Origin of the sequence: Streptomyces laculatispora, assembly GCF_017353455.1 — a bacterium.
In the GTDB taxonomy this organism is placed as follows: Bacteria; Actinomycetota; Actinomycetes; order Streptomycetales; family Streptomycetaceae; genus Streptomyces; species Streptomyces laculatispora.
Map to the genome: position 1 here is coordinate 1 of NZ_JAFMPZ010000624.1, position 26,702 is coordinate 26,702.

24 protein-coding genes are annotated in these 26,702 nt (G+C 70.3%); 11 read left to right on the forward strand and 13 right to left on the reverse strand.

Annotated features, from left to right (window positions below; translation table 11 throughout):
• On the reverse strand, window positions 1-920 hold a 920-nt coding region (locus J1C73_RS32625), incomplete at its 3' end, for a protein kinase (protein WP_307797846.1).
• A 181-nt stretch (window positions 921-1,101) separates the two neighbouring features.
• Window positions 1,102-3,057, reverse strand: a complete 1,956-nt coding sequence (locus J1C73_RS32630; protein WP_207319524.1) for a serine/threonine-protein kinase — start codon at window positions 3,055-3,057, stop codon at window positions 1,102-1,104.
• A 119-nt stretch (window positions 3,058-3,176) separates the two neighbouring features.
• Between J1C73_RS32630 and J1C73_RS32635 the strand changes: the two genes are divergently transcribed.
• Window positions 3,177-4,241, forward strand: coding sequence for a serine hydrolase domain-containing protein (locus J1C73_RS32635; protein ID WP_207319525.1), 1,065 nt, complete (start codon window positions 3,177-3,179; stop codon window positions 4,239-4,241).
• Between the two features lie 206 nt (window positions 4,242-4,447).
• On the opposite strand, the gene J1C73_RS32640 is transcribed toward J1C73_RS32635, so the two are convergent.
• Window positions 4,448-6,154 (reverse strand): glycerol-3-phosphate dehydrogenase/oxidase, encoded by a 1,707-nt coding sequence (locus J1C73_RS32640; protein ID WP_207319526.1) that lies wholly within the window; start codon window positions 6,152-6,154, stop codon window positions 4,448-4,450.
• Between the two features lie 249 nt (window positions 6,155-6,403).
• Between J1C73_RS32640 and J1C73_RS32645 the strand changes: the two genes are divergently transcribed.
• On the forward strand, window positions 6,404-7,666 hold the full coding sequence (locus tag J1C73_RS32645; protein WP_123461125.1) for a nucleotide sugar dehydrogenase: 1,263 nt from the start codon (window positions 6,404-6,406) through the stop codon (window positions 7,664-7,666).
• A 104-nt stretch (window positions 7,667-7,770) separates the two neighbouring features.
• Complete coding sequence (locus tag J1C73_RS32650; protein WP_207319527.1) at window positions 7,771-8,361, forward strand: hypothetical protein; 591 nt, start codon at window positions 7,771-7,773, stop codon at window positions 8,359-8,361.
• 79 nt (window positions 8,362-8,440) lie between these two features.
• Here J1C73_RS32650 and J1C73_RS32655 read toward each other — a convergent pair whose 3' ends face one another.
• The 4 genes from J1C73_RS32655 to J1C73_RS32670 form a co-directional block, all read right to left on the reverse strand.
• On the reverse strand, window positions 8,441-9,565 hold the full coding sequence (locus J1C73_RS32655; RefSeq protein WP_123461123.1) for a GuaB3 family IMP dehydrogenase-related protein: 1,125 nt from the start codon (window positions 9,563-9,565) through the stop codon (window positions 8,441-8,443).
• Between the two features lie 105 nt (window positions 9,566-9,670).
• The gene (gene guaB / locus J1C73_RS32660) at window positions 9,671-11,173 is read right to left on the reverse strand and encodes an IMP dehydrogenase (protein WP_123461122.1); all 1,503 of its coding nucleotides are present in this window, start codon (window positions 11,171-11,173) and stop codon (window positions 9,671-9,673) included.
• Between the two features lie 129 nt (window positions 11,174-11,302).
• Complete coding sequence (locus J1C73_RS32665; protein WP_073732620.1) at window positions 11,303-11,878, reverse strand: sigma-70 family RNA polymerase sigma factor; 576 nt, start codon at window positions 11,876-11,878, stop codon at window positions 11,303-11,305.
• A 329-nt stretch (window positions 11,879-12,207) separates the two neighbouring features.
• On the reverse strand, window positions 12,208-12,819 hold the full coding sequence (locus J1C73_RS32670) for a response regulator transcription factor (protein WP_003948568.1): 612 nt from the start codon (window positions 12,817-12,819) through the stop codon (window positions 12,208-12,210).
• A 412-nt stretch (window positions 12,820-13,231) separates the two neighbouring features.
• Here J1C73_RS32670 and J1C73_RS32675 point away from each other — a divergent pair, with 412 nt between their 5' ends.
• On the forward strand, window positions 13,232-13,570 hold the full coding sequence (locus tag J1C73_RS32675) for a WhiB family transcriptional regulator (RefSeq protein WP_207319528.1): 339 nt from the start codon (window positions 13,232-13,234) through the stop codon (window positions 13,568-13,570).
• Between the two features lie 89 nt (window positions 13,571-13,659).
• Here the strand turns inward: J1C73_RS32675 and J1C73_RS32680 are convergent, their stop codons facing one another.
• Window positions 13,660-14,550 (reverse strand): LysR family transcriptional regulator, encoded by an 891-nt coding sequence (locus J1C73_RS32680; RefSeq protein WP_123461120.1) that lies wholly within the window; start codon window positions 14,548-14,550, stop codon window positions 13,660-13,662.
• A gap of 89 nt (window positions 14,551-14,639) precedes the next feature.
• On the opposite strand from J1C73_RS32680, the gene J1C73_RS32685 reads away from it, so the two are divergent.
• Window positions 14,640-15,305 carry an MOSC domain-containing protein gene (locus J1C73_RS32685; protein WP_207319537.1) on the forward strand — a complete coding sequence of 222 codons (666 nt, stop codon included), beginning with the start codon at window positions 14,640-14,642 and terminating at the stop codon, window positions 15,303-15,305.
• Between the two features lie 56 nt (window positions 15,306-15,361).
• Window positions 15,362-16,135 carry an SDR family NAD(P)-dependent oxidoreductase gene (locus J1C73_RS32690; protein ID WP_207319529.1) on the forward strand — a complete coding sequence of 258 codons (774 nt, stop codon included), beginning with the start codon at window positions 15,362-15,364 and terminating at the stop codon, window positions 16,133-16,135.
• Window positions 16,136-16,143: 8 nt separating this feature from the next.
• Here the strand turns inward: J1C73_RS32690 and J1C73_RS32695 are convergent, their stop codons facing one another.
• A complete protein-coding gene (locus J1C73_RS32695) occupies window positions 16,144-17,673 on the reverse strand; it encodes a right-handed parallel beta-helix repeat-containing protein (protein WP_207319530.1) in 1,530 nt (509 codons plus the stop codon).
• A gap of 215 nt (window positions 17,674-17,888) precedes the next feature.
• Here J1C73_RS32695 and J1C73_RS32700 point away from each other — a divergent pair, with 215 nt between their 5' ends.
• The 5 genes from J1C73_RS32700 (at window position 17,889) to J1C73_RS32720 (ending at window position 23,303) form a co-directional block, all read left to right on the forward strand.
• Window positions 17,889-18,971, forward strand: coding sequence for a LacI family DNA-binding transcriptional regulator (locus tag J1C73_RS32700; RefSeq protein WP_207319531.1), 1,083 nt, complete (start codon window positions 17,889-17,891; stop codon window positions 18,969-18,971).
• A gap of 194 nt (window positions 18,972-19,165) precedes the next feature.
• Window positions 19,166-20,494, forward strand: coding sequence for an ABC transporter substrate-binding protein (locus tag J1C73_RS32705; protein WP_207319532.1), 1,329 nt, complete (start codon window positions 19,166-19,168; stop codon window positions 20,492-20,494).
• Window positions 20,494-21,387 carry a carbohydrate ABC transporter permease gene (locus J1C73_RS32710; RefSeq protein WP_207319533.1) on the forward strand — a complete coding sequence of 298 codons (894 nt, stop codon included), beginning with the start codon at window positions 20,494-20,496 and terminating at the stop codon, window positions 21,385-21,387. The genes J1C73_RS32705 and J1C73_RS32710 overlap by 1 nt, the downstream gene beginning before the upstream one ends.
• Window positions 21,384-22,238, forward strand: a complete 855-nt coding sequence (locus tag J1C73_RS32715) for a carbohydrate ABC transporter permease (RefSeq protein WP_123461113.1) — start codon at window positions 21,384-21,386, stop codon at window positions 22,236-22,238. The genes J1C73_RS32710 and J1C73_RS32715 overlap by 4 nt, the downstream gene beginning before the upstream one ends.
• Before the next feature lie 36 nt (window positions 22,239-22,274).
• Window positions 22,275-23,303 carry a hydroxyacid dehydrogenase gene (locus tag J1C73_RS32720; RefSeq protein WP_207319534.1) on the forward strand — a complete coding sequence of 343 codons (1,029 nt, stop codon included), beginning with the start codon at window positions 22,275-22,277 and terminating at the stop codon, window positions 23,301-23,303.
• A gap of 96 nt (window positions 23,304-23,399) precedes the next feature.
• On the opposite strand, the gene groL is transcribed toward J1C73_RS32720, so the two are convergent.
• The 4 genes from groL to J1C73_RS32740 form a co-directional block, all read right to left on the reverse strand.
• On the reverse strand, window positions 23,400-25,022 hold the full coding sequence (gene groL / locus J1C73_RS32725) for a chaperonin GroEL (protein WP_207319535.1): 1,623 nt from the start codon (window positions 25,020-25,022) through the stop codon (window positions 23,400-23,402).
• Between the two features lie 102 nt (window positions 25,023-25,124).
• The gene (groES, locus tag J1C73_RS32730) at window positions 25,125-25,433 is read right to left on the reverse strand and encodes a co-chaperone GroES (RefSeq protein WP_024490209.1); all 309 of its coding nucleotides are present in this window, start codon (window positions 25,431-25,433) and stop codon (window positions 25,125-25,127) included.
• A 282-nt stretch (window positions 25,434-25,715) separates the two neighbouring features.
• On the reverse strand, window positions 25,716-26,045 hold the full coding sequence (locus J1C73_RS32735) for a hypothetical protein (RefSeq protein ID WP_207319538.1): 330 nt from the start codon (window positions 26,043-26,045) through the stop codon (window positions 25,716-25,718).
• Window positions 26,042-26,702, reverse strand: a 661-nt coding sequence (locus tag J1C73_RS32740; RefSeq protein ID WP_207319536.1) for a polysaccharide deacetylase family protein, incomplete at its 5' end; no start/stop codon positions are given. The genes J1C73_RS32740 and J1C73_RS32735, both read right to left, overlap by 4 nt.

A 26,702-nucleotide genomic window follows, 5' to 3' on the forward strand; every position in this document is an offset into this window, starting at 1 on the left:
CGCGCGGGCGGCGACAGCGCAGGCGGCCGGAAGGGCGCGTGCGGGTCGGACGGCTCGTGCGGGTCGGTCTCGTACTCGGACTCGTACTCGGCGTCGGAGTCGGACTCGTACTCGGCGTCGGAGTCGGACTCGTACTCGGCGTCGGAGTCGGCCATCGGCAGCGCGTACGGGTCATCGGCCCCGGAGTCGTACGGGGAGTCGTACTCGGCCATCGGCAGCGCGTACGGGTCGTCGGACCCCGCCCCGGCCGTCGGCGGCACGTACGGGCCGGTGGGGCCCGACTCCACCGCGGGGCGACCGTACTCCCCGTCGTCCTCGGCGTCGTCCGGGCGCGGCACCGGCACGTACCCGCAGAGGGCCTCCTCCGCCGCCCCGGCCGCCAGGCCGGTCAGCACGACGCGTCCGTCGTCGCAGATGAGCACCGTGCGCACGGTGATGTTGCGATGGGTCCAGCCGTGGGCGTGCAGGACGCGCAGCGCCGTCAGGACGTCGGAGCCGATCTCCGCGGCCCGGTACGGATTGAGCGGGCGCTCCGCGAGCAGGGCCGCCAGCGGGCGGGCCGCGACCAGTTCACTCACTATCCAGAGCGATCCCGCCTCGGCGAACACGTCGAAGACCTGGTCGAGCCGCGGGTGGTCGGGCACCTGGGCCGCCGCCTGGGCGGCCTCGATGGCGCGCCGGACCGCCGGATCGGTGGACCGCCGCACCGTGCGTCCGCTCGTGCGCCGGGCCGGCGTGGGCAGGCCGTCGGCGTCGAGCACCTCCGCGTCCACGACCTCCGGCAACGGCACCTGCCGGACCAGGACTTCCTGTCCGCTGTATGTGTCGAACGCCCGGGTCTCGACCAGTTCGTACGCATCCGACGGGGGCAGCGGAAGGCGGTAGCGGTCGGCAAGCACCCGACCCGCATAGTCGTCCACGACGCCTCCCCGGAGCGCGCTGTCCCTCGGTCACGTAGACCGCACGAATCCCACCAATTGCGGTCACTTACCGTGCAATTGACTTGCGGTCCCGGCTGCGTACGGTCTTCGAGCTCTCACAATACGTGGCAACCGGCGGCCGCGCGGAAGGTCCCCGCAACCCGGTCCGCCGGCCGCACCCTCAGCCGAGCGGCTTGAACGTGTCGAACGCCGTCTCGCGCAGCGTCTTGCACGCCTCGCCGTCCCACTCGTCGACCTTGCAGCTGATCATGATCGAGTAGCCGCGCTTGGCGTCGACCTTGAAGCCCCGGTTCAGGATCCGGCTGCGCTGCCCGTGCTCGTTGCGCTCGAACTGCCAGTCGGCGACGGTCGGGTACCCGTTGTACTCGACCTTCTCTATACCCAGGTGCTGGTATCCGCTGCTGCTGCCGGCGACCGCGCCCTTCAGCCCGTTCCAGGCGGCGGCCGCGTCATCTCCGGGCGAGCTGTTGTAGTCGATCTGGACGCGCGGGAAGCCCTTGTCGATGTTGTAGATGCCGCCGGAGTTGCTGCCCGCGATCGAATTGCGCGCGAATCCCTTGGGCATCGCCATGGTGAAGTGGAACCGCTTGTCGGTGACCCACTTGTACCCGGCGGGCAGCGCGTCCTTGCCCTCCGCGTCGTCGTCGGAGCTGTCCGACCCCTTGCCGGAGTCGTCCTTGCCCTTGTCCTGGTCCTGGCCGTCGTTCCCGTCCTGGCCCTTGCCCGGGTCCTTGCCCTGCTCCTTGCCGCTGCCGCCCTGTTCCGTACCGGCGGTACCGGCGGAGCCGCCGCCCGTCGACGAACCGGCCGAGGCGGAGGTGTCGTCCTTGCCCTTGCCCGCGTTGTCGGCGCCCTTGTCCCCGCCCAGCGTGAGCGCGAGGACCGTCCCGAGCACGGCGAGCACGATGACGGCCGCGATGACCGCCAGGGTGCGGCGCGGCACCACGTCCGTGAGCGACGCCCGGGGCAGGGTACTCGGAGAGGTGGCCGGACGCGGCGACGGCAGGGCCCCGGAGGCGGCGGCCGTCGCGGGGGCCTTGGCGGGCCGGGCCGGTGCGGACGGTGCCGCGGTGGCAGTGCCCGCTGCGGCGACGGGCGCCGCCTTGGCGTTCCGCGCGGAGCGCAGTGCGCCCCGCAGCCGGTCGCGGGTGCCCTCGCCCGCTTCACCGGACTTGGACGCCGGCCTGGCGGGGGCGGGCACCTTGGGCAGCGCCATCACCTGGGTGGCGTCGGCCGGTGGCGGTACCGGGACGTCCGGCTGCTCGGGGGCGTCGATCACGTCGCTGAGCAGGGCGCGCGCACCCGCGTCGTCGAGCCGCTGCTCGGGGTCCCGGGCGAGCAGACCGTAGATGACCTCTTCCAGCGGGCCCGCGTTCTTCGGCGGGTCGAGCGGTTCGGTCATCACCGCGGTCAGGGTCGCGATCGCGGAGCCCTTGTCGTACGGCGGGCAGCCCTCGACGCTCGCGTACAGCAGTCCGCCGAGCGACCACAGGTCGGCCGGCGGGCCGGGCTTGTGCCCGCGGGCCCGCTCCGGCGAGATGTACGAGGGTGCGCCGACGAGCATGCCCGTGGAGGTGACGGAGGGGTCGCCCTCGACCTGGGCGATCCCGAAGTCGGTCAGCACGACCCGGCCGTCCTCGGCGATCAGCACGTTGGACGGCTTCACGTCACGGTGCAGAATGCCCTCGCGGTGCGCCGAACGCAGCACGTCGAGGATGGCCAGACCTACCTCGGCCGCCCGTCTCGGTGTCAGGACACCGTCCTCGCGCACCGCCTCGGCCAGCGACTTGCCCTCGATGAGTTCCATGACGATCCACGGCCGGTCGTCCTCGTCGACCACGTCGTAGACCGTGACCGCGCCGTTGTTGCGGATCCGGGCGATCGCCTTCGCCTCGCGCAGCGTACGCGTGATGAGACGGCGCTTCTCGTCGTCGTCGATGGCTGTCGGGAACCGCAGCTCCTTGACCGCGACCGTGCGGCCCAGCGTCTCGTCCACGGCGCGCCAGACCGTGCCCATACCGCCCCGGCCGAGCACCTCCCCGAGCCGGTACCGCCCCGCAAGGAGACGTCCGTCCTTGTCCCGTTGGGGCTCCCGTGCCTGCTCCGCCTCCGACATGCGTCCCCTCTGCGATCAACCCGCCCTGGCAGAGCGTTCATTGTCCCCTACCCCGGGACCGGTCCTGGTGCCGGGGCCCGGGTCCGCCATGATGTGGCCGGAGGAAGGGACTCCCTGCCATGCCGACTCTAAGGGCACCGCTCGTCACCCTGTTGGCGACAGCGCTGCTCTGCCTCGGAACAGCGAGCCTGCCCAGCGAACCACACCTCACGCCCGCAGCCTCCTACCTGCCACGGCTCCTGGTCCAGGGCGAAGCCCCCACTGCCGCACTCCTGATACGCGCCCCCTCCGCCGCCGGCTCCGGCATCTACCGGTCAACGGGTCCCGGCATCCGGTACGCGGACCGCTTCCGGGCGGGCAGCATCACCAAGACCTTCGTCGCCACCGTCGTGCTCCAACTCGCCCATGAGGGACGACTGCGGCTGTCGGAACCGGTCGAGCGCTTTCTGCCCGGACTGATCCGCGGTCACGGGAACGACGGCCGCCGCATCACCCTGCGCGCCCTGCTCAGCCACACCAGCGGGCTCTACGACTACACCGACGACAGGTCCGCGCATCCGGTCTCCGCCACCGCCGCGATCCGTACGGCGACGAGCCACCGCCCCACGACCCGCCCCGGCGTGTTCGCCTACTCCAATACCGATTACGCCGTGCTGGGCCTGGTCGTTCGGCGCGTCACCGGCCACGATTACGCCGCCGAGATCCGGCGCCGCATCATCGTTCCCCTCCGCCTCACCGGCACCTCCCTGCCCGGGGCCCGCACCACCCTGCCCGCACCGCACGGCCGCGGCTACTCCCGCGATCCGGCGGGCGGCGGCCTGATCGACGCCACCGAACTCGACCCGCGCACCGCGGGCGCCGCCGGTGAGCTGATCTCCACGCTCTCCGATCTGAACCGCTTCTTCGCGGCCCTGCTGGGCGGACGACTGCTCCCGCCCGCACAGCTGGCCGGGATGCTGAACACGGCTGCGGCGCAAGGGAACTACGGCCTGGGGATCTACCCGGAGCGGCTCTCCTGCGGAGTCACCGTCTGGGGTCACAACGGCCGCATAGCGGGCAGTTACGTCCGTACCGCCGCAAGCCGCGACGGTGGCCACATCCTGACGTACCGCATCGACACGGACATCCTGACCGGCACGGAGACGCTCGAACCCGCACTCCTGGAAGCGGAGTTCTGCCCGTAGGAGACAGGCCCGCGCGACGCCGCGCGGGCCCGTCCTGTTTGTCTCGGCCTCTCAGCCTCCCCTGGTGGCATTACTGGCGAGCGTCCGTGTCGGTGTTCTCCCGGATCGAGGCAGCGCCCCCCAGCAGCACGTAGGCGACTTGGCTGCCCGGCACACGGCACTGAACCGTTGTTCTGCACACCTGACGTTCAGAGTCCGGTACTCAGCTAAATGGGCACGATGTCCGGCGCCCCGAGCCGTGCCGCGTCCGCCGTCAGGTCGTCGGGCTGGCGCTGCGACTCCCGCTCCGCCTCCACCCGCTTCTCGTAGTGCGCGACCTCCCGCGCGATCTGGCTCTTGTCCCAGCCGAGCACCGGAGCCATCAGCTCCGCGCAGAGCTGCGCGGAACGCGTGCCCCGGTCGAAGGTCTCGATGGAGATCCGGGTCCGCCGGGTCAGCACGTCGTCGAGGTGGCGGGCCCCTTCGTGCGAGGCCGCGTAGACGATCTCGGCCTTCAGGTAGTCGTCGGCGGACGGCAGCGGTTCACCCATCACCGGATCGGCGACGATCAGCTCCAGGATCTCCTCGGTCGTGGCGCCGTACCGGTTCAGCAGATGCTCCACCCGGGCGACGTGCAGTCCGGTCCGGGCGGCGATCCTGGCCCGCGCGTTCCACAGGGCGCGGTAGCCCTCGGCGCCCAGCAGCGGAATGTCCTCGGTGACGCATTCGGCCACCCGCTGGTCGAGGCCGTGCACCGCCTCGTCCACGGCGTCCTTGGCCATCACCCGGTACGTGGTGTACTTCCCGCCCGCGACGACGACGAGGCCCGGCAGCGGATGCGCCACCGTGTGCTCGCGCGAGAGCTTGCTGGTCGCGTCCGACTCGCCGGCCAGCAGCGGCCGCAGCCCCGCATAGACTCCCTCGACGTCGTCCCTGGTCAGCGGCGTGGCCAGGACCGAATTGACGTGTTCCAGCAGATAGTCGATATCCGCGCTGGACGCCGCGGGATGCGCCTTGTCCAGGTCCCAGTCGGTGTCCGTCGTGCCGACGATCCAGTGCCGCCCCCACGGGATGACGAAGAGCACGGACTTCTCGGTGCGCAGGATCAGGCCGGTGGAGGAGTGGATGCGGTCCTTCGGGACGACCAGGTGGATGCCCTTGGACGCCCGGACGTGGAACTGGCCGCGCTCACCGATCAGCGCCTGGGTGTCATCCGTCCAGACGCCGGTGGCGTTGACCACCTGTTTGGCCCTGACCTCGTACTCACCGCCCGCCTCGACGTCCTCCACCCGGACGCCGACGACCCGCTCGCCCTCCCGCAGGAAGCCGACCACCCGGGCCCGGTTCGCCACGTGCGCGCCGTAGCCGGCGGCGGTCCGTACCAGCGTCGCCACATAGCGGGCGTCGTCCATCTGGGCGTCGTAGTACTGCAGGGCCCCCACCAGGGCGTCCCGCTTCAGCGCGGGCGCGACGCGCAGGGCCTGGCTGCGGGAGAGGTGCCGGTGCACGGGCAGTCCGCGGCCGTGCCCGGACGACACCGACATCGCGTCGTACAGCGCGACGCCCGAGCCCGCGTACAGCCGCTCCCAGCCCTTGTGCTGCAACGGATAGAGGAACGGCACCGGCTTCACCAGATGCGGGGCCAGCCGCTCCAGCAGCAGCCCGCGCTCCTTCAGCGCCTCCCGGACGAGCGCGAAGTCGAGCATCTCCAGGTAGCGCAGCCCGCCGTGGATCAGCTTGCTCGACCTGCTCGACGTGCCGGACGCCCAGTCGCGAGCCTCGACCAGACCGGTGGCGAGCCCTCTCGTGGCCGCGTCGAGCGCCGTCCCGGCGCCGACCACGCCCGCCCCCACGACCAGCACGTCCAGTTCGCGCTCGGCCATCGCTGCGAGCGCCTCGCCGCGTTCCGCGGGTCCCAGTGTCGCTGTCCTCACTACTGCCTCCCGGTAGATCGGGGTGGTCCGGGCACGGGGGTGCGGTCCGACCGTGGGGTCGAATGCCCGTGCCCACCCCTCGATTCTGTCCGCGCTCTGCGACTTCAGCCACCGCCTGTGGACAACACCCGGACAACCGGGACCACACAATGCGACATATAGGTCATATTTACGCCTAGTCTGACATTGCGCTGTCCCCAGCGGTTGCGCTTTCTGTCTTCATGGTCTTAGGGAAGGACGGCCACCCACGTGCCTGCAGACCTCGCCGTCATCGGACTCGGTCACCTCGGCCTGCCCCTCGCCCAAGCCGCCGTCGCAGCCGGTATCCAGACCGTCGGCTACGACACCGACCCCCGGGCCTTCGCGGAGCTCTCCGCGGGCCGCACCCCCGTCGAGGGACCGCTCACCGCGTCCGACGTCCGCCGCATGCTCTCCGGGGGCTTCCGCCCCACCACCAACGAGGCCGAGCTGGGCCGGGTCCGTACCGCCGTGATCTGCGCGCCCACCCCGCTCGGCCCCGACCGCACCCTGGACCTCGGTGCCATCGGCGACGCGGCCCGCGCCCTCGCCGCCCGGCTGCGACCGCACACCACGGTGCTGCTGGAATCGGCCGTGCCCCCCGGCACCACCGAGAACTTCCTGCTCCCCCTCCTCGAAAAGGGCTCCGGGCTGCGCGGCGGACGCGACTTCCACCTCGCCTACTCCCCGACCCGGCTCGACCCCGGCAACCGCACCCACGTCTACGCCAACACCCCCAAGGTCATCGGCGGCCTCACCCCCGCCTGCACCGAATCGGCCGCGGCCTTCTACAGCCGGCTCACCGACAAGGTCGTACGCGCCCGCGGCCCGCGCGAGGCCGAGATGACGAAGGTCCTGGAGACCAACTTCCGGCACGTCAACATCGCCCTGGTCAACGAGATGGCCGTGCTCTGCCACGACATCGGCGTCGACCTGTGGGACGTCATCAGGTGCGCCGAGACCAAGCCCTTCGGCTTCCAGCCCTTCCGCCCCGGCCCCGGCGTCGGCGGCCACGGAGCCCCGGTCGACCCGGGCTACCTCCCGTACAGCAGCCGCACCCCCGGCCACCCGCTGCGGATGGTCTCGCTCGCGCAGGAGATCAACGACCGGATGCCGCAGTACGTGATCCAGCGCTGCGCCACCCTCCTCAACGAACACGGGAAATCCGTGCGCGGCGCCCGGGTGCTGCTGCTCGGCGTCACCTACAAGCCGGACCTCGCCGACCAGGAAGCCTCCCCCGCCCGCGAGATCGCCACCCGGCTGATGGACATGGGGGCCCAGATCGGCTACCACGATCCGCACGTCCTGGACTGGCGGGTACGTGAACTCCCGGTCCCCCGGGCCGATTCACTGTACGAGGCGGCCTCCAGCGCCGATCTCACGGTGCTGCTCCAGCACCACCGTACGTACGACCTCCAGGGCCTCGCCGTGAAGGCGCAACTGCTCCTCGACACCCGGGGCGCGACGCCCGCCGGAGCCGCGCACCGGCTCTGACCTCAGTCCCCCCAAGGAATTTCTGGGCCGATGTCCGACGTGACTGCTAGCCTGCGGCGTCACTTCTCGCACAGTCGTGCGTATCCGTCCAGGGGGGAACCCGAATGAGCCAGCCCGTACCACCGCCGAACCAGCCGCAGCAGCCCCAGGACGGCAACCCGTACGCCGGCCAGCAGCCCGCCGCCCCGACCGGCAACCCTTTCGCGGGCCAGCAGCCGGGTCCGTACGGTCAGCCGGGCCAGCCGGGCGTCCAGTTCGGCGGCGGCACCCCGTTCGCCCCGGTGGCACCGGCGCGTGACAACGTCGGGCTCGGAATCCTTGCCGCAGTCGTCGCAGCCGTCGTCGCGGGGGCCATCTACGGCGCCATCATCGGCGCCACCAAGCACGAGATCGGCTACGCGGCCGTGGGTGTCGGCTTCGTCGTCGGCTTCGCGTCGGGCAAGGTCGGCGGCCGGAATCCGGCGCTTCCGGTCCTCAGCGCCGTCTTCGCGCTGATCGCCGTCTACTTCGGCCAGCTGCTCGGCGAGGCGATGATCGCGGCCAAGGACTACCCGGTCACGGTCTCCGAACTGTTCTTCGACCACTTCGGTGCGCTGAACGAGGCCTGGAAGGCCGACTCGAACTTCATCTCGTACCTCTTCTTCGCCGTCGCGGCGGTCGCCGCGTTCTCCGGCGCGAAGAAGGCCGCCGAATAGTCGCGGTCGCGACACACGGGAGGGCCCGGACGGCGATCGCGCGATCGCCGTCCGGGCCCTCCCGTCGTACTGCGCGTACTCAGCGGCGGTGCTGCGAGTCCGCCACCGTCACCTCGACGCGCTGGAACTCCTTGAGGTCGCTGTAGCCCGTGGTCGCCATCGCCCGGCGCAGTGCGCCGAAGATGTTCATCGAGCCGTCGGGGGTGTGCGAAGGACCGGTGAGGACCTCCTCCGTCGTCCCGACCGAGCCGAGGTCGACCAGCTTGCCGCGCGGCACGTCCTCGTGGACGGCCTCCATGCCCCAGTGACGGCCGCGGCCCGGCGCGTCCGTAGCGCGGGCGAGCGGGGAGCCCATCATCACGGCGTCCGCACCGCAGGCGATGGCCTTCGGCAGGTCGCCGGACCAGCCGACGCCGCCGTCCGCGATCACGTGCACGTACCGGCCGCCGGACTCGTCCATGTAATCGCGGCGGGCACCGGCCACATCGGCGACCGCGGTCGCCATCGGGACCTGGATGCCGAAGACGTTGCGCGTGGTGTGCGCGGCGCCACCGCCGAAGCCGACGAGGACACCGGCCGCGCCGGTGCGCATCAGGTGCAGGGCGGCGGTGTACGTGGCACAGCCGCCGACGATCACCGGGACGTCCAGCTCGTAGATGAACTGCTTCAGGTTGAGCGGCTCGGCCGCGCCCGAGACGTGCTCGGCGGAGACCGTCGTCCCGCGGATGACGAAGATGTCCACACCCGCGTCGACGACGGCCTTGGAGAACTGGGCGGTGCGCTGCGGGGAGAGCGCGGCGGCGGTGACGACACCGGAGTCGCGCACCTCCTTGATGCGCCGGCCGATCAGCTCTTCCTGGATGGGGGCGGAGTAGATCTCCTGGAGCCGGCGGGTGGCCGACTCGACGGGCATCTCGGCGATCTCGTCGAGCAGCGGCTGCGGGTCGGCGTGCCGGGTCCACAGGCCTTCCAGGTTGAGCACGCCGAGGCCGCCGAGCTCACCGATGCGAATGGCGTGCTGCGGGGAGACGACGGAGTCCATGGGAGCGGCCAGGAACGGCAGCTCGAAGCGGTAGGCGTCGATCTGCCAGGCGATCGAGACCTCCTTCGGGTCGCGGGTCCGGCGGCTCGGGACGACGGCGATGTCGTCGAATGCGTATGCCCGGCGGCCGCGCTTGCCGCGCCCGATCTCGATCTCAGTCACGATGGTGTGGCCTTTCCCTCTACGTCTGCGCTGTCCAGTATCCCCGACACGCGCGTGAGGGGCGGTCCCGGGAACCCCGGTCCGCCCCTCACCTGCGTTGTTGCGTTACTTCCGGCTGTAGTTCGGTGCCTCGACCGTCATCTGGATGTCGTGCGGGTGGCTCTCCTTGAGACCCGCCGAGGTGATCCGCACGAAGCGGCCCTTGCTCTCCATCTCATCGACGGAGGCCGCGCCCACGTACCCCATCGTCTGGCGGAGACCGCCGACGAGCTGGTGCAGGACGTTGGCCAGCGGGCCCCGGTAGGGCACCTGGCCCTCGATGCCCTCGGGGACGAGCTTGTCGTCGGAGGACACCTCGGCCTGGAAGTACCGGTCCTTCGAGTAGGAGCGGCCCTGGCCACGGGACTGCATCGCGCCGAGCGAACCCATGCCGCGGTACGACTTGAACTGCTTGCCGTTGATGAACTGCAGCTCGCCCGGGGACTCCTCGCAGCCCGCGAGCAGCGAGCCGAGCATCACCGCGTCGGCGCCGGCCACCAGGGCCTTGCCGATGTCACCGGAGTACTGCAGGCCGCCGTCACCGATGACCGGGACACCCGCGGCACGGGCCGCCAGCGCGGCCTCGTAGATCGCGGTCACCTGCGGGACGCCGATACCGGCGACCACCCGGGTGGTGCAGATCGAACCGGGTCCGACGCCCACCTTGACGCCGTCCACACCGGCGTCGACCAGGGCCTGGGCGCCGTCGCGGGTCGCGACGTTGCCGCCGATGACGTCCACGCCGACGGCCGACTTGATCTTCGCCATCCAGTTGAGGGCGTTGCTGTTGTGGCCGTGCGAGGTGTCGACGATCAGGAAGTCGACGCCTGCCCCGGCCAGCGCCTGGGCGCGGTCCAGCGCCTCCGGGCTGGCGCCGACGGCCGCGCCGACGAGCAGCCGGCCCTCGCCGTCCTTGGCCGCGTTCGGGTACTGCTCGGCCTTCTTGAAGTCCTTGACCGTGATGAGGCCCTTGAGAATGCCCGTCTCGTCGACCAGCGGAAGCTTCTCGATCTTGTGACGGCGCAGCAGCTCCATGGCGTCCACGCCGGAGATGCCCACCCTGCCGGTGACCAGCGGCATCGGCGTCATGACCTCACGCACCTGGCGCGAGCGGTCCGACTCGAAGGCCATGTCGCGGTTGGTGACGATGCCGAGCAACTTGCCCGCCGGATCGGTGACCGGGACGCCGCTGATGCGGAACTTGGCGCACAGCGCGTCGGCCTCGCCGAGCGTGGCGTCCGGGCTGACCGTGATCGGGTCGGTGACCATGCCGGACTCGGACCGCTTCACCAGGTCCACCTGGTTGACCTGGTCCTCGACCGAGAGGTTGCGGTGCAGTACGCCGACGCCGCCCTGTCGGGCCATGGCGATGGCCATGCGGGCCTCGGTCACCTTGTCCATCGCGGCGGACAGCAGCGGAATGTTCACGCGCACGTTCCGCGAGATGAGCGACGAGGTGTCGACCGCGTTGGGCAGCACATCAGATGCGCCCGGCAGCAGCAGCACGTCGTCGTATGTCAGCCCGAGCGTCGCGAATTTCTCGGGCACTCCGTCGACGTTTGCAGTCATGACACCTTCCCCAAATGGCCTTGATCGGTGCGGATGTCCATGCTAACGGCCTCCGTGCGTGTCTCATTCCACGAGCAAGATCACCCGGAGGTTCTGTACCTTCCTACGGGACCCGCGACGGGCCCGGGCTCACTGTTCGGCGAGGGCCCGCAGCCGGCTCAGCGCACGGTGCTGGGCGACCCGGACCGCGCCCGGCGACATGCCCAGCAGCTGTCCGGTCTCCTCCGCGGTCAGCCCGACCGCGACGCGCAGAACCAGCAGCTCACGCTGGTTCTCGGGGAGGTTGGCGAGGAGCCTCTTGGCCCAGGCCGCATCGCTGCTGAGCAGCGCGCGCTCCTCGGGCCCGAGCGAATCGTCCGGCCGCTCCGGCATCTCGTCGGAGGGCACCGCGGTCGATCCCGGGTGCCGCATCGCGGCCCGCTGGAGATCGGCCACCTTGTGGCCGGCGATGGCGAAGACGAAGGCTTCGAAGGGCCTGCCGGTGTCCTTGTACCGCGGCAGCGCCATCAGCACCGCGACACAGACCTCCTGCGCCAGGTCCTCCACGAAGTGGCGGGCATCACCGGGCAGCCGGTTCAGCCGGGACCTGCAGTAGCGCAGCGCGAGGGGGTGGACATGGGCCAGCAGATCATGGGTGGCCTGCGCGTCGCCCTCGACGGCTCGGTGCACCAGGGCACCGATCACCGTCGTTCCGTCGTCGCGCATCGAACCATGGTGCCTCGGTGCCGCGTCATCCGCGGCACCGCGTCCGTAGTTGTGCACCGAAGCGTTATGAGCGGGTGCGCCGGAAGTCATGTCCTGCGCCCTCCCCTTCCGCTCGACCGAATCGTTCCCAGGGAACTCCACATCTCAAGGATGCGTCATCCGCCGGGAAGCGTCACATACCGGGAAGGGGCCACCGGGAATCCGACGACACCGCGAGCGTGTACGCCGGACGCCGCACGGCGGGCGGAGCCTCGGAACAGACCCTGGCGCGCCCCCGGCCGGGACCGCCCCGCCCGCCGCGAGGCAGACGGGACTTCTCGGAAGACGGCCTAGCGGACCAGGCCCCAGCGGAAGCCGAGCGCGACGGCGTGTGCCCGGTCCGAGGCGCCGAGCTTCTTGAACAGGCGCCTGGCGTGCGTCTTCACCGTGTCCTCGGAGAGGAACAGCTCACGGCCGATCTCCGCGTTGGAGCGGCCGTGGCTCATCCCTTCGAGCACCTGGATCTCACGCGCCGTGAGCGTGGGCGCCGCACCCATCTCGGCCGACCGCAGCCGGCGCGGGGCCAGCCGCCACGTCGGATCGGCGAGCGCCTGGGTGACGGTCGCCCGGAGCTCCGCCCGGGAGGCGTCCTTGTGCAGATACCCGCGGGCCCCGGCGGCGACCGCGAGGGCGACGCCGTCCAGATCCTCGGCGACGGTCAGCATGATGATCCTCGCCCCGGGGTCGGCGGAGAGCAGTCGGCGGACGGTCTCCACACCTCCCAGACCGGGCATGCGTACGTCCATCAGAATCAGATCCGAACGGTCGGCACCCCAGCGGCGGAGGACTTCCTCGCCGTTGGCCGCCGTCGTCACACGCTCGACGCCGGGCACGGTCGCGACCGCGCGACGGAGCGCCTCTCGGGCAAGCGGGGAGTCGTCGCAGACGAGGACGGATGTCATGACCGCCCTCCGAAGCTGATGCGCGTCACCTTGAGCCTCCAGGCTGTTACAAGTCGTCACCTGTGCGGTTGACGCTCTCGGACATCTGCCCGATCGCTTTTTCTGCCAACCGCCTCCGCACTCTCAACGATGGTCACTCGAAAGAGTTACGGGTCGGACAGCCGAGTTCGGCACTCTACGTGAGGGAGCGCACACGAAGGAGAGCGCCACGGATCGTCCAGCCGTCAACTGAATCTTCACAGGAACTTATGCCCCATTTGGCGGGTTTTCTTCCCTTTTACTGGTGTCTGTGACTAGATTCGCAATCAGTCATATTTACATCTACTAACACCGTAGATGTACGGTCATGAACACGGTCAAAGATGGATGACGACGACTTTTCCGACTCAGCATGGTTTCGAGGGGACAAGCAATGGCAGATTTCTCCCGCCTTCCCGGCCCCAACGCCGATCTGTGGGACTGGCAGCTGCTGGCCGCCTGCCGCGGGGTCGACAGCTCGCTGTTCTTCCACCCGGAGGGGGAACGAGGCGCCGCCCGGAGCGCCCGCGAGACCTCCGCGAAAGAGGTCTGTATGCGGTGCCCGGTACGCGCCGAGTGCGCGGCGCACGCACTCGCGGTACGAGAGCCCTACGGAGTGTGGGGCGGACTGACCGAGGACGAGCGCGAGGAGCTCATGGGACGGGCCCGCAACCGGCTGATCGCCGCGACGGCGCCCACGGGCGGCCCCGCTTCACCCCCCGGGCACGGCTGACCCCAGCCGCACGGCAGAGACTCGCACGGCAGAAACGTTTCTCCGCGTGCGGCGCACGCGCTACGCACGCTGCACGCGCCGCGGTCCGCTCAACGGGCGGCCGCCAGCGCCAGCTGGTCCAGAGTGGCCGCCACCGCCGGGACCTGCGCCAGATCGGGCAGGGTCAGCGCGACGATCTCGCGCTCGATGGCCGGCTCCACGGTGACGGTCCGGGCGCCCCGGGGGCGCACCGACTCGATCGCCAGCTCCGGCAGCACAGCCACCCCCAGTCCCGCGCCGACCAGGCCGATCACCGCCGGGTAGTCGTCGGTCGCGAAGTCGATCCGGGGGGTGAAGCCGGACTCCTCGCAGACCTCCACCAGCTGCCGGCGGCAGCGCGGGCAGCCCGCGATCCACGATTCACCGGCGAGTTCGGCAATGTCCACCGCCGGCCGGTCCGCCAGGTGGTGGACATCGGGGAGCAGGCCGATCAGGCGGTCGGTGAGCAATGGGCGCACCACCAGGTCGTCCCACTCGGCGCCCTGCGTGCCGTACCGGAAGGCCAGGGCGATGTCGCAGTCGCCGTCGCGCAGCATCTCCACCGAATGGGGCGGCTCGGCCTCGACCAGGGAGACCCGGGTGCCGGGGTGCGCGGCCCGCAGCGCCGCGAGGGCACCCGGGACCAGGGTGGAGCTGCCGCTCGGGAAGGACACCAGCCGGACCCGGCCGGCCCGCAGACCGGCGATCGCGGCGACCTCCTCCTCGGCGGCGGTGAGCCCGGCGAGAATGCCCGAGGCGTGCCGCACGAGCGCCTCGCCCGCCTGCGTCAGCCGCATCTCGCGCCCGGTCCGGATGAGCAGCGTGGTGCCGGCGGAGGCCTCCAGGGCCTTCATCTGCTGGCTGACCGCGGGCTGCGTGCAGCCCAGTTCGCGGGCTGCGGCGGAGAAGGAGCCGGTGGTGGACACGGCTCGCAGGACGCGGAGATGACGGGCTTCGATCACCCTTCAAATATAAGAGGTTCTTGGAGAAGGTGCGAATTATTCGTGTGCGACTTTGAGCCAGTGTTCGCTAGCGTGCGGGGATGGACGCGATGAGAGTGCTGACCGTGAACACGGGCCGGCCCGTGGCCGTGCCGTACACCGACTCCCCGGGCGGCGTGACCGGGATCGGCAAGCACCCGGCCGACGGCCCCGTACAGGTCACCGACCCCGGTCCGGAGGGCACCGGTGGCAGCGGTCTGGCCGGGGACGCCGTCTGCGACCTGCGTTTTCACGGTGGCTCGAACCAGGCGGTGTACGCCTTCGCCCGCGAGGAACTGGACCGGTGGGAGCGGGAGCTGGGGCGCCCACTGCCCAACGGCGGCTTCGGCGAGAACCTGACCACGGGCGGGGTGGACGTCAGGGGCGCGCTGATCGGTGAGCGCTGGCGGATCGGCCCCGATCTGGTCCTGGAGATCACGTCGGGCCGCATCCCGTGCCGTACGTTCGCGGGCCACCTCGGCGAGAGGCAATGGGTCAGGCGGTACACGCGGGCGGCCGATCCCGGCGCGTATCTGCGGGTGATCACGCCGGGCGCGATCCGGTCCGGTGACCCGGTGGAGATCGTTCACCGGCCGGACCACGACGTCACGGTGGAGCTCCAGTTCCGGGCCGTGACGACCCAGCAGGAGCTGCTGCCGCTCCTGCTCCCGGCCGGGGAGGCGCTGCACCCCGAGCCGCTGAGGAGGGCGCGGGAGTACGCGGCGCGGCAGCGGTGAGCGGGGAGCGCCGGGCGGTCGGCCGCGGGCCCGCGGGTGGCACTAACGTGCCGCGTATGACGACTGCACTGATTACGGGCGCGACCGCGGGCATCGGGGCCGCCTTCGCGCGGCGGCTCGCGGCCGAGGGGCACAACCTGGTCCTGGTGGCCCGCGACACCGAGCGGCTGCGGGAGCAGGCCACCGAGCTGCACGACCGGCACGGCATCGAGGCCGAGGTACTGCCCGCGGACCTGTCCACGGACGACGGGATCGCGGCGGTCGAGGCGCGGCTGGGCGATCGGCTGCAGTCCGTCGATCTGCTGGTCAACAACGCCGGGTTCGGCAACAAGGGCAGTTATCTGGACGTCCCCATGGCCGATGAGCTGGCCATGCTGAAGGTGCACTGCGAGGCGGTTCTGCGGCTGACCTCGGCGGCCGCGGCCGGGATGAAGGAGCGCGGCAGGGGCGGCGTCGTGAACGTGGCCTCGGTGGCGGCGTTCGTGCCGCGCGGTACCTACGGGGCGTCCAAGGCGTGGGTCGTGCAGTTCACCCAGGGCGCGGCCAAGGACCTGGCGGGCTCGGGCGTGCGGCTGATGGCGCTCTGCCCCGGCTTCGTCCGGACGGAGTTCCACCAGCGGGCCGGCATGGGCACCGGCAACATCCCGGGCTGGATGTGGCTCGACGCCGACAAGCTGGTGTCGGCGGCCCTGGCGGACCTGGCGCGCGGCAAATCGGTCTCGGTCCCGGATCCGCGGTACAAGGCGCTGATGGGACTGGTCAAGGTGACGCCGCGCGGCCTGCTCGGAGGGGTGACCTCCAAGACAGGCCGCAAGTACGGACCTCAGTGAGCGGTCGGTTACCGCACGCCGCGGCCCGCGTAGGCGCCGATGTTGGGGGCGCCGGGCTTCAGCCGGTCGCCGAAGTAGTCCTTGCCGCCGTTGTTCTCGATGACGGCTCCGGCGGCGAGGGCGGGCGAGCCCGCGCCGAGCCGGAAGTCGGTCCGGAGCTTCGGGTCGGCGGTGATGCCGCCGGTGTCGGGGCGGGTCATCTCGATGCCGTAGAAGGCGTTGTGGTCGAAGGAGAGCCCGGGAGTCGGGTTCTTGAAGGCGTAGCCGCCGGTGCCCTCGCTGACGAAGACGTTGTTGCGGACGGACAGTTCGTGCTGGGTGGTGGCGGGGCTGCCGGCGTCGTCCTGGACGAGGTATCCGGGGATCTGCTCCTTGTTGTGGAAGGTGTTGTTGTAGATCTCGGTGCCGAGGATCGGGCCCCAGCAGTTCTGGATGAGGCGGGCCCCGTCGTCGCGGCTGACGTTGTACCGGGCGACGGTGCCGATGGTCTTCGCGCCGTCGTACGGGCAGATCAGCAGGAAGCCGCCCTTGTTGTCGTGGCTGTGGTTGTACTGGAAGACGGTGTTCCGCGAGGCGCCGTCGGCGTCGAAGGACATCCCGTCGTGGGTGTTGCCGCCGCCCGAGACCTCGTTGTACTCGACGGTGGTGTCGTCGGTGTTGAAGGTCCAGATGCCCGCGTTGGCGGAGGGCGAGCGGAGCTGGAAGCCGTCGACCCGGTTGTGGTCGACCCGGGCGCCGCTGGTGGTGTCGAGCTTCATGCCGTCACCGGCCAGCGACGTGAGCGTGTTGTGGTGGATGCGGACTCTGGTGCTGGGGGTCCACTCGCCCGGGTAGACGTCCGGGTCCTGCTGCCGGCCGACCAGATCGCGCCTGGAGAAGGTCGACTTGAAATAGATGCCCTCGCGGTCGACGTCCTCGATGCGGTTGCCGCCGATGTCCAGGCCGTCGTACCGGCTGGCCTTCGCGGTGCCCTCGACGGCGATGTGGATCGCGCTGGAGCCGGACACGGTCTTGAAGTCGCCGCCGCGCACGTCGTGGATGTACAGGCCGGAGATGTCGAAGCCGCGGGCCACCCCGTAGTCGGTGAGGAGGAGGCGGACGCCGTTGCGCTCGCTGCCGGGGTGGTCGGCGTTGGTGATCTCCAGGGCCCTGAGGTGCACGTACTGCGTGTTGGAGAGCAGGACGGTGTCGTGGGCGCCCGCACCGTCGAGCTCGGCGCGGTCCGGGCCGCTGCCGTAGTCCGCGATGGTGAACGGTGCGCGGGGGGAGCCGGCGCCCGTGGGGGCGAGGGTGCCGGTGCAGGTGGCGCCTCGCTTGAACAGCAGCCGGTCGCCCGGGCCGTAGGTGTGCGCGTTGGCCTCGGCGAGGGTGGTCCAGGGGTGCTGCCTGCTGCCGGTGGCGCCCTGAGGGGACGCGGCGCAGTCCACGTGGAAGGTGCGGCCGGCGGGTGCCGCCTGCGCGGCGCTCGGTCCTGCGAGGGTCAGACCGGCGGCGGCCGTCAGGGCCGCGAGCGCCGCGGCGGTGACGCGATGTCTCACAATTCCTCCGTACGAACAGTCAGGGACGGGACGGGCCGCGAACGGCCCGATCGGCATCGCCGGGAATCCTGGACTTGGATTGATCGAACGTCAATGGATTACGTTTGAATGATCGAAACTCCCATCGTTCGATCACGTTGGGTCTAGGGTCGGACACCGGCTCCGGTACCGGCCGGGCCGCGGGCCGGGCCACACACTGCGAGGGGACTGCCGCCGTGCGCGAGAGTGCTGCTGAACGTCATGACCGCCTGCTCGGACTGGTACGGGACCGGGGCTCCGCCCGGGTGTCGGACCTGGCCTCGCAGCTGGGGGTCTCGCCCGTCACGGTGCGCCGGGACGTCGAGGAACTGGCCGGCCGCGGCCTGCTCGACCGGGTCCACGGCTCGGTGTCCTGGCCGCAGGACACCGTCCCCGCCGGGCCCGGCAGCACGGGCAGCGGCCTGGTCCTCGGCATGCTCGCGCCCTCCGCGACGTACTACTTCGCCGAGGTGATCCGCGGCGCCCACGAGGCCGCCGCGCGGGCGGGGGCCCGGCTGATCCTGCGGATCTCCGACTACCGGCCGCAGGAGGACCACGCCCGTACCCAGGGGCTGCTCTCCGCGGGCGCCGAAGGGCTGCTGGTCGCGCCCGGCTGGCAGCATCCGGGCGACCCCTCCGCGTTCGGTGACTGGATCAGCTCACTGCCCGTGCCGACCGTGCTGCTGGAGCGCAGGCCCACCGCCGGCTCTCCGCTGGACGGCCTGGACCGGGTCTGCTCGGACCACGGGCACGGGGTGCTGCTGGCCGTGCGCCACCTGGTGCGCCTCGGGCACGGGGCGCCGCTGCTGATGGCCCGCGCGGACTCCCCGACCGCCCTCGCGGTGCGCTCCGGATACGCGGAGGCCCTGGCCGCGCTCGGGCTGCGCGTACCCCAGGACGTGATCGAGTCCGTTCCGGCCGAACAGGCCCCGGAGGCCTTCGAGGAGGCCGTACAGGCGCTTCGCGAGGCCGTCGGCTCCGGAGTGGCGACGGCCGCGCTGATCCACAACGACGTGGACGCCATCCAGGTGGTGCAGCGCCTGTCCGAGCTGGGCGTGCGCGTGCCGCAGGACCTGGCGCTGATCGCGTACGACGACGAGGTGGCGGCGCTCGCGGACACCCCGCTCACCGCCGTGGCGCCGCCGAAGCGCGAGGTGGGCCGCCATGCGACGGAACTGCTGGTGGAGCGGCTCGGCCAGGAGGCAGGTGCGCCCCGCCGGCACCTGACGCTGCTTCCGCAGCTCCGGGTCAGGGACTCCTGCGGAGCGCCGCTTCCCTAGGCGCTTCCGCGGACGCTTCCGCAGGCACTCCCGGGCACATCCGGAGGACGGTCCCCGCACGCCTTCGTACCGTCTCCGTTCACAACGCTTTTGATCTTTTTTCGATCAATCGCTCTTTCGCTCTTGACTTCGGTCACGGCTGGTCCAAGGATCACGGCCAACGCCAATGTCGCCGCCTGTTCAGGAGCCTCGCTGTGAGCCGCAGTTCGAGCAGAACGTCCCTCGCCGTAGTCGGCGCCGCCACCGCCCTCGCCGTTCTCACGGCCTGCGGCGGCGGCGGTGACGACACGTCCGCCGCCGGAAGCGACGGCAAGCCCGTCAGCATCACCTTCTGGGGCTGGGCCAAGGGGTCCAAGGAGGTCGTTGACGCCTTCAACGCCTCGCACAAGAACATCAAGGTGGTCTACGAGGAGATCCCGTCCGGCAACGCCGGCGGCTACGCCAAGATCTCCAACGCCGTGAAGGCGGGCAACGCCCCCGATCTGGTCTCCATCGAGTACCCGCAGCTCCCGGAGTACGTCAGCCAGGGCGCGCTCCAGGACATCGGCCAGTACTTCACCGAGGACATCCGGAAGAAGCTGCTGCCCCAGGCGGTGGAGCTGACGACGCTCGGCGGCAAGAACTGGGCCGTCCCCTTCGACGCCTCGCCGCAGTCCTTCTACTACCGCAAGGACCTGTTCAAGAAGTACGGCGTCGAGGTCCCCAAGACCTGGGACGAGTTCCGCAAGGCCGCCGAGAAGGTCAAGAAGGCCGACAAGAAGGCCCGCATCGGCACCTTCTTCCCCGATGACCCGACCACGTTCCAGGCGATGGCCTGGCAGGCCGGTGCGCAGTGGTACAAGCCCGAGGGCGACACCTGGAAGGTCAACACCACCGACGCGGCCACCGGCAAGGTCGCCGACTACTGGCAGGGTCTGCTCGACGACGACCTGATCCGCGCCAACGCCTCGTTCAGCCCCGAATGGACCAACTCCCTCAAGAACGGCGGCACCGTCGGCTACCTCGGCGCGGCCTGGGGCGCGGGCGTCCTCAAGGGCACCCTGCCCGAGCAGAGCGGCAAGTGGGCCGTCGCCCCGATGCCCAGCTGGGACGGCAAGCCGGCCAGCGGCATGCTCGGCGGCTCCACCTTCGCGGTGACGAAGACCAGCAAGAAGGCGAAGGCGGCGGTCGAGTTCGCCACCTGGATGTCGACCACCGAGGACGGCATCAAGGCCCGTATCGAGTCCGGCACTTCGAGCGCGTTCCCGGCCGCGGCGTCCCTGCGCCCGGTCGCGAAGAAGGCGTTCGACGCCGACTTCTACGGCGGCGAGGACATCTACCAGGTGTTCGAGGAGGCCGCGACGTCCATCGGCCCGAACTGGAGCTGGGGCCCGACGACCGGCACCACGAACACCACGATGAAGGACCAGTTCGGCAAGGTCGCGAGCGGCGGCACCACCGTCAAGGACGCGGTGAAGGCCGGGCACGACGCCACGGTCGCCGAGCTGAAGAAGCGCGGTCTGAAGGTCGAGGACGCAGGCTGATGAGGCACGCCCGGACAACCAGAACCGCCGCCATCCTGCTGGGGCCCTTCTTCGTACTGTTCACCTTGGCCATGGTGCTGCCGATCGGATACGCGGTCTGGCTCAGCCTGTTCACCGAGAAGCAGTCCGGCCTGGGCTTCGGCGGCACCGAGACCGTCTTCAGCGGGCTCGACAACTACACGGCGGCCCTGGGTGACCGGGCGTTCCGCGAGGGCTTCGGCGTACTCCTCGGATACTGCCTGTTCTACATTCCGCTGCTGCTCGTCGGGGCCCTCGCCCTCGCCCTGCTGCTGGACTCCACGCTGGCCCGCGCCCGCCGGTTCTTCCAGCTCGCGCTGTTCCTGCCGCACGCCGTGCCCGGCATCATCGCCGCGCTGATCTGGGTGTACCTCTACACACCGCAGCTCAGCCCGGTGGTCAGCGCCATGGAGTCCGGCGGAATCGGCTTCGACTTCTTCTCGCCCGACGGGGCACTGCCCTCCGTCGTCAACATCGCGCTGTGGGAGTGGCTCGGCTACAACATGGTGATCTTCTACGCCGCGTTGCAGGCCATCGACCGCTCCGTGCTAGAAGCGGCCACGGTAGACGGCGCGGGCGCCTGGCGCGTCGCGATCGCCATCAAGGTCCCGCTGATCCGCGCCTCGGTCGTGATGGTCGCGCTGTTCACCGTCATCGGCTCGCTCCAGCTCTTCACCGAACCACTGATCCTCAACAAGGGGACGGGCTCCGCCGTCTCCTCCACCTGGACGCCGAACATGTACGCGTACACCGCGGCCTTCGAACGCAACGACTACGGCCTCGCCGCGGCCGCCTCCATCCTGCTGGCGCTCACCGCCGCGCTGCTGTCCTTCGTCGTCACCCGCTTCACCGGCCGGAAGGGCAAGAAAGCATGAGTTCCCCCGCCTCCCGCGGCCGCTGGATGTCGAAGACCGCGGTCAACGGTTTCCTGCTGCTCGCCGTCGTCTACATGCTCTTCCCGCTCGTCTGGCTGGTCACCGCCGCCACCAAGGACACCGGCGGCCTGCTCGCCGGCAACGCGTTCTCCTTCGACGGCTTCAACCTCGGCGAGAACCTGTCGAACCTGGCCTCCTACGGTGACGGCATCTACTTCCGCTGGTACCTCAACAGCCTCGGCTACGCGGGCGGTGGCGCGCTCGTCTGCTCGCTGATCTGCGTCGCCGCGGGGTACGCCTTCGACAAGTACACGTTCCGGGGCAAGGACCAGCTGTTCGGCCTGGTGCTGATGGGCGTGCTGGTGCCCACCACCGCACTCGCCCTGCCGATGTACCTGCTGGCGTCCAAGGTCGGTCTGGTCAACACCTACTGGTCGGTGCTGATCCCGGTGCTGGTCAACCCGTTCGGCGTGTATCTCGCCCGGGTGTTCTGCTCGGGGTACATACCGAACGAGGCCCTGGAGGCGGCCCGTATCGACGGGGCGGGTGAGCTGCGCACCTTCTGGTCCGTCGGGCTGCCCATGGTCATGCCGGGGTTCGTGACCGTCTTCCTCTTCCAGTTCACCGCGATCTGGAACAACTTCTTCCTCCCCCTCGTGATGCTCTCGGACCGCAAGCTGTTCCCGCTCAGCCTCGGGCTGTACTCGTGGAACACCAACACCCATGGCGAGCCGAGCTTCTACCCCCTCGTCGTCACCGGGTCCCTCCTCGCCGTCATCCCGCTGATCGTCGCCTTCGTCTCCCTGCAGCGGCACTGGAAGGCGGGCCTGACCGCCGGCAGCGTCAAGTGACCGTCCACGCGAGCCCCGAGGAGTACGAGTTCCACCATGCCGCACGCCACTGACAACCGGCCCCGGGCCCTGCTCGCGATGGGCCCCGGCATCGCCGGACGCCTCCTCGCCGAACACCACCACGCCCGGCTGGCCGCCCTCACCCGTACGGACACCCGTCTCGTCGCCCACGACCTGGCCGACCCGACGCCCGAGGTGGCCGCCGCGCTCGCCGAGGCCGAGGTGCTGTTCACCTGCTGGGGAGCGACACCGCTCACCGCGCCGGTGCTGGCCGCCGCACCGCGGCTGCGCGCGGTGGTGCACGCGGCCGGCTCGGTCAAGCACCACATCACCGACGCCTGCTGGGAACGCGGCATCGCCGTCACCTCGGCGGCCGGGGCCAACGCCCTGCCGGTCGCCGAGTTCACCCTCGCCGCGATCCTCTTCGCGGGCAAGCGCGTCCTGCACTCCGCGGACCGCTACCGCGCCCTGCGCGCCGACCACGACTGGCTCGCCGAACTGGACGGCACCGGCAACTACCGCCGCACGATCGGCATCGTCGGGGCCTCCCGCATCGGCCGCCGGGTGATCGAGCTGCTGCGCCCCTTCGATCTGGACGTCCTGCTGTACGACCCCTACGTCGGCGCGGAACGGGCCGCGGGGCTGGGTGTCCGCCTCGCCACGCTCGACGAGTTGTGCGCGCGCAGTTCCGTGGTCTCGGTGCACGCCCCGCAGCTCCCGGAGACGCACCACCTCATCGGCGCCGCCCAGTTGGCCGCGATGCCGGCGGGCGCGACGCTGATCAACACCGCGCGGGGCTCGCTGGTCGACGAGGACGCGCTGCTTCCCGAGCTGACGAGCGGCCGGCTGCACGCGGTGCTGGATGTGACGCATCCCGATCCGCCCCGTACGTCCTCGCCGTTCTACGACCTGCCGAACGTGCTGCTGACTCCGCACGTCGCGGGCTCGCTCGGCAATGAGCTGCACCGGATGGCGGACCAGGCGCTGGACGAGCTGGAACGGTTCGCGAGCGGCCGCCCGTTCGCGGACCCGGTCCACGGGGACGCGCTGTTCCGCTCGGCGTAGCCCTCCCCGGCCGGCCCCACGGCCCGCGTCCCATGCAAAAGGCCCGGTACCCCTCGCGGGGTACCGGGCCTCACCGCTTGCGCGGGGAGCTACACGCTAGTGCGAGTGGCCGTGGCCGTGACCGGCCTCGCCCTCTTCCTCGGCCGGCTTCTCGACGACCAGGGTCTCGGTCGTGAGCAGCAGCGACGCGATGGACGCGGCGTTCTCCAGCGCGGAGCGGGTGACCTTGACCGGGTCGATGACGCCGGCCTTCACCAGGTCGCCGTACTCGCCGGTCGCGGCGTTGAAGCCCTGGCCCTTGTCGAGCTCGGAGACCTTCGAGGTGATGACGTAGCCCTCGAGGCCCGCGTTCTCGGCGATCCAGCGGAGCGGCTCGACGGCGGCGCGGCGCACGACCGCGACACCGGTGGCCTCGTCGCCGGTCTTGCCGAGGTTGCCCTCAAGGACCTTGACGGCGTGGACCAGAGCGGAGCCACCACCGGAGACGATGCCCTCCTCGACCGCGGCGCGGGTCGCGGAGATGGCGTCCTCCAGACGGTGCTTCTTCTCCTTGAGCTCCACCTCGGTGGCCGCACCGACGCGGATCACGCAGACACCGCCGGCCAGCTTCGCCAGGCGCTCCTGGAGCTTCTCGCGGTCCCAGTCGGAGTCCGTGGACTCGATCTCGGCCTTGATCTGGTTGACGCGGCCCGCGACCTCGTCGGACTTGCCGCCGCCGTCGACGATGGTCGTGTCGTCCTTGGAGACGGTGACGCGACGGGCGGTGCCCAGCACGTCCAGACCGGCCTGGTCGAGCTTGAGGCCGACCTCTTCGGCGATGACGGTCGCACCGGTGAGGGTGGCGATGTCGCCGAGCATGGCCTTGCGGCGGTCACCGAAGCCCGGGGCCTTCACCGCGACGGCGTTGAAGGTGCCACGGATCTTGTTGACGACCAGGGTCGACAGGGCCTCGCCCTCGACGTCCTCGGCGATGATCAGCAGCGGCTTGGAGGCACCGGCCTGGATGACCTTCTCCAGGAGCGGCAGCAGCTCCTGGATCGAGCCGATCTTGCCCTGGTGGATCAGGATGTACGGGTCGTCGAGGACGGCCTCCATACGCTCCTGGTCGGTCACCATGTACGGGGACAGGTAACCCTTGTCGAAGGCCATGCCCTCGGTGAACTCAAGGTCCAGACCGAAGGTGTTGGACTCCTCGACGGTGATGACACCGTCCTTGCCGACCTTGTCCATCGCGTCCGCGATGAGGTCGCCGACCTGGCTGTCCTGCGCGGAGAGCGCGGCCACGGCGGCGATGTCGGACTTGTCGTCGATCGGGCGTGCGGTCGCGAGGAGCTCCTCGGACACGGCCTTGACCGCGGCGTCGATGCCCTTCTTCAGGGCGGCCGGGGACGCGCCCGCGGCCACGTTGCGCAGGCCCTCGCGGACGAGCGCCTGGGCGAGCACGGTGGCGGTGGTCGTACCGTCACCCGCAACGTCGTTGGTCTTGGTCGCCACCTCCTTCACCAGCTGGGCACCGAGGTTCTCGTACGGGTCATCCAACTCGACCTCGCGCGCGATGGTGACACCGTCGTTGGTGATGGTGGGCGCACCGAACTTCTTGTCGATGACGACGTTGCGGCCCTTGGGGCCGATCGTCACCTTCACCGTGTCGGCAAGCTTGTTGACGCCGCGCTCGAGGGCGCGACGGGCGTCCTCGTCGAACTTCAGGATCTTCGCCATGGAGCTGAACTGTCCTCTCAAAACAAGAACTGCGCCCCTCGCCGCCCGGCTAGTTATTTCGCAGGGGGCCAGGGGCGCAGAACAGAAGCAAACGTGGGTGAATTACTTCTCGATGATCGCGAGCACGTCGCGAGCCGAGAGAACGAGGTACTCCTCGCCGTTGTACTTCACCTCGGTGCCGCCGTACTTGCTGTACAGCACGACATCGCCGGTCTTGACGTCGAGCGGAAGGCGCTCGCCGTTCTCGAAGCGGCCCGGGCCCACGGCCAGGACGACGCCCTCCTGGGGCTTCTCCTTGGCAGTGTCCGGAATGACCAGGCCGGAGGCCGTGGTCTGCTCGGCGTCGAGCGGCTGGACCACAATGCGGTCCTCGAGCGGCTTGATCGCAACCTTGGTGCTGGTCGACACGATCCGGTCTCCCCCTTCGGAGATCTCACGGGGTTAACAGTCTTTGGGTGGCGACCAGGTGGGCCCGTCGTCGCGGGTGCCGGACCTGCCGGTCGCACAGTACTGCTGGCACTCTCCAGTGGGGAGTGCCAGCACTGAGACTATGACCGCGGTTAGCACTCGGTCAAGCGGAGTGCCAATTCACGCCCCTCGTGGCGCCCATCTCGCAGGACGCCGCGGCCCGGACCGGCTCGAACCGGCCCCGCCGCAGGGAGAACGCCCGGCCCCGGCGGACCGTTCCTGATGTCAACGGCGCGTGCACCACGCCCCCGGGCCCGCACCGTCGCGCCGCGCCGGGCCGCCCGGCCACCAGTGCGCCGACGGGAACAACCGCCGGATGCGGCCCGACTCCGGTGCCCGGCCGCAGGCGACGACGACCATCGAGCCCGGTGCCCCGTGGTCACCGCGCACCTCCGCCGGCCGCGCCGCCGGCGCACGCGGCGGCTGGTTCACCCGCTGCGCCGCCTTGCGGCCCAGCCGTTCGATCGGGTCCACCGACTGCGCACAGCCGGTGGTGGCGGTCAGGAGCGCACCGGCGACCAGCAGTCCGGCCAGCAGCCGGTGCGCCCTTCTCATACGTAGTCCTCCAGCCGGGCCACGGCGTATCCCTTGTCCGTGATGACCTTCATGACGGCCCGGACCAGGTCGGGCATGGAGCCCTTCCATTCCTTCTGGCCGCGGAAGTGCGTGAGGATGATGTCTCCGGGGTGCAGGTCCTGGTCCTCCTCCCGCCACTCCATGTGGTCGGGGAAGGCCTCCTCCGACCACAGGGGCACGGCGGTGATGCCGCAGGACTTGGCGATCCGGAGCGTGTCGCCGTTGTAGTTGCCGTACGGCGGCCGGAAGAGCCGGGGGCGGCTGCCGAACTGCTTCTCGATGATGTCCTGCTGGCCGCAGATCTCCCGCTTCTGCTCGTCGTGGGAGAGACCGGGCAGGTAACGGTGGTGGAGCGTGTGGTTGTTGAGACTGACGCCACGGGACTGCGCGTCCTTGAAGTAGGCGTAGTCGTCGCGCACCAGGTAGTCGCTGAGGAACGCGCTGTACGGGATGTTCAGGTCCGACATCATCCGCAGCAGTTCGGGGTCCTTGTCGTCCCCGTCGTCCATCGTCAGGAAGACGATCTTCTTCTCGGTCGGGACCGTCGTGAAGACCGGCGGCAGCGAGTCGTCACCGCCCTCGACCTCGAAGCCCTTGCGGGTGGTGATGTGCGGCTTCACGGCGGGCGGGGCGGGC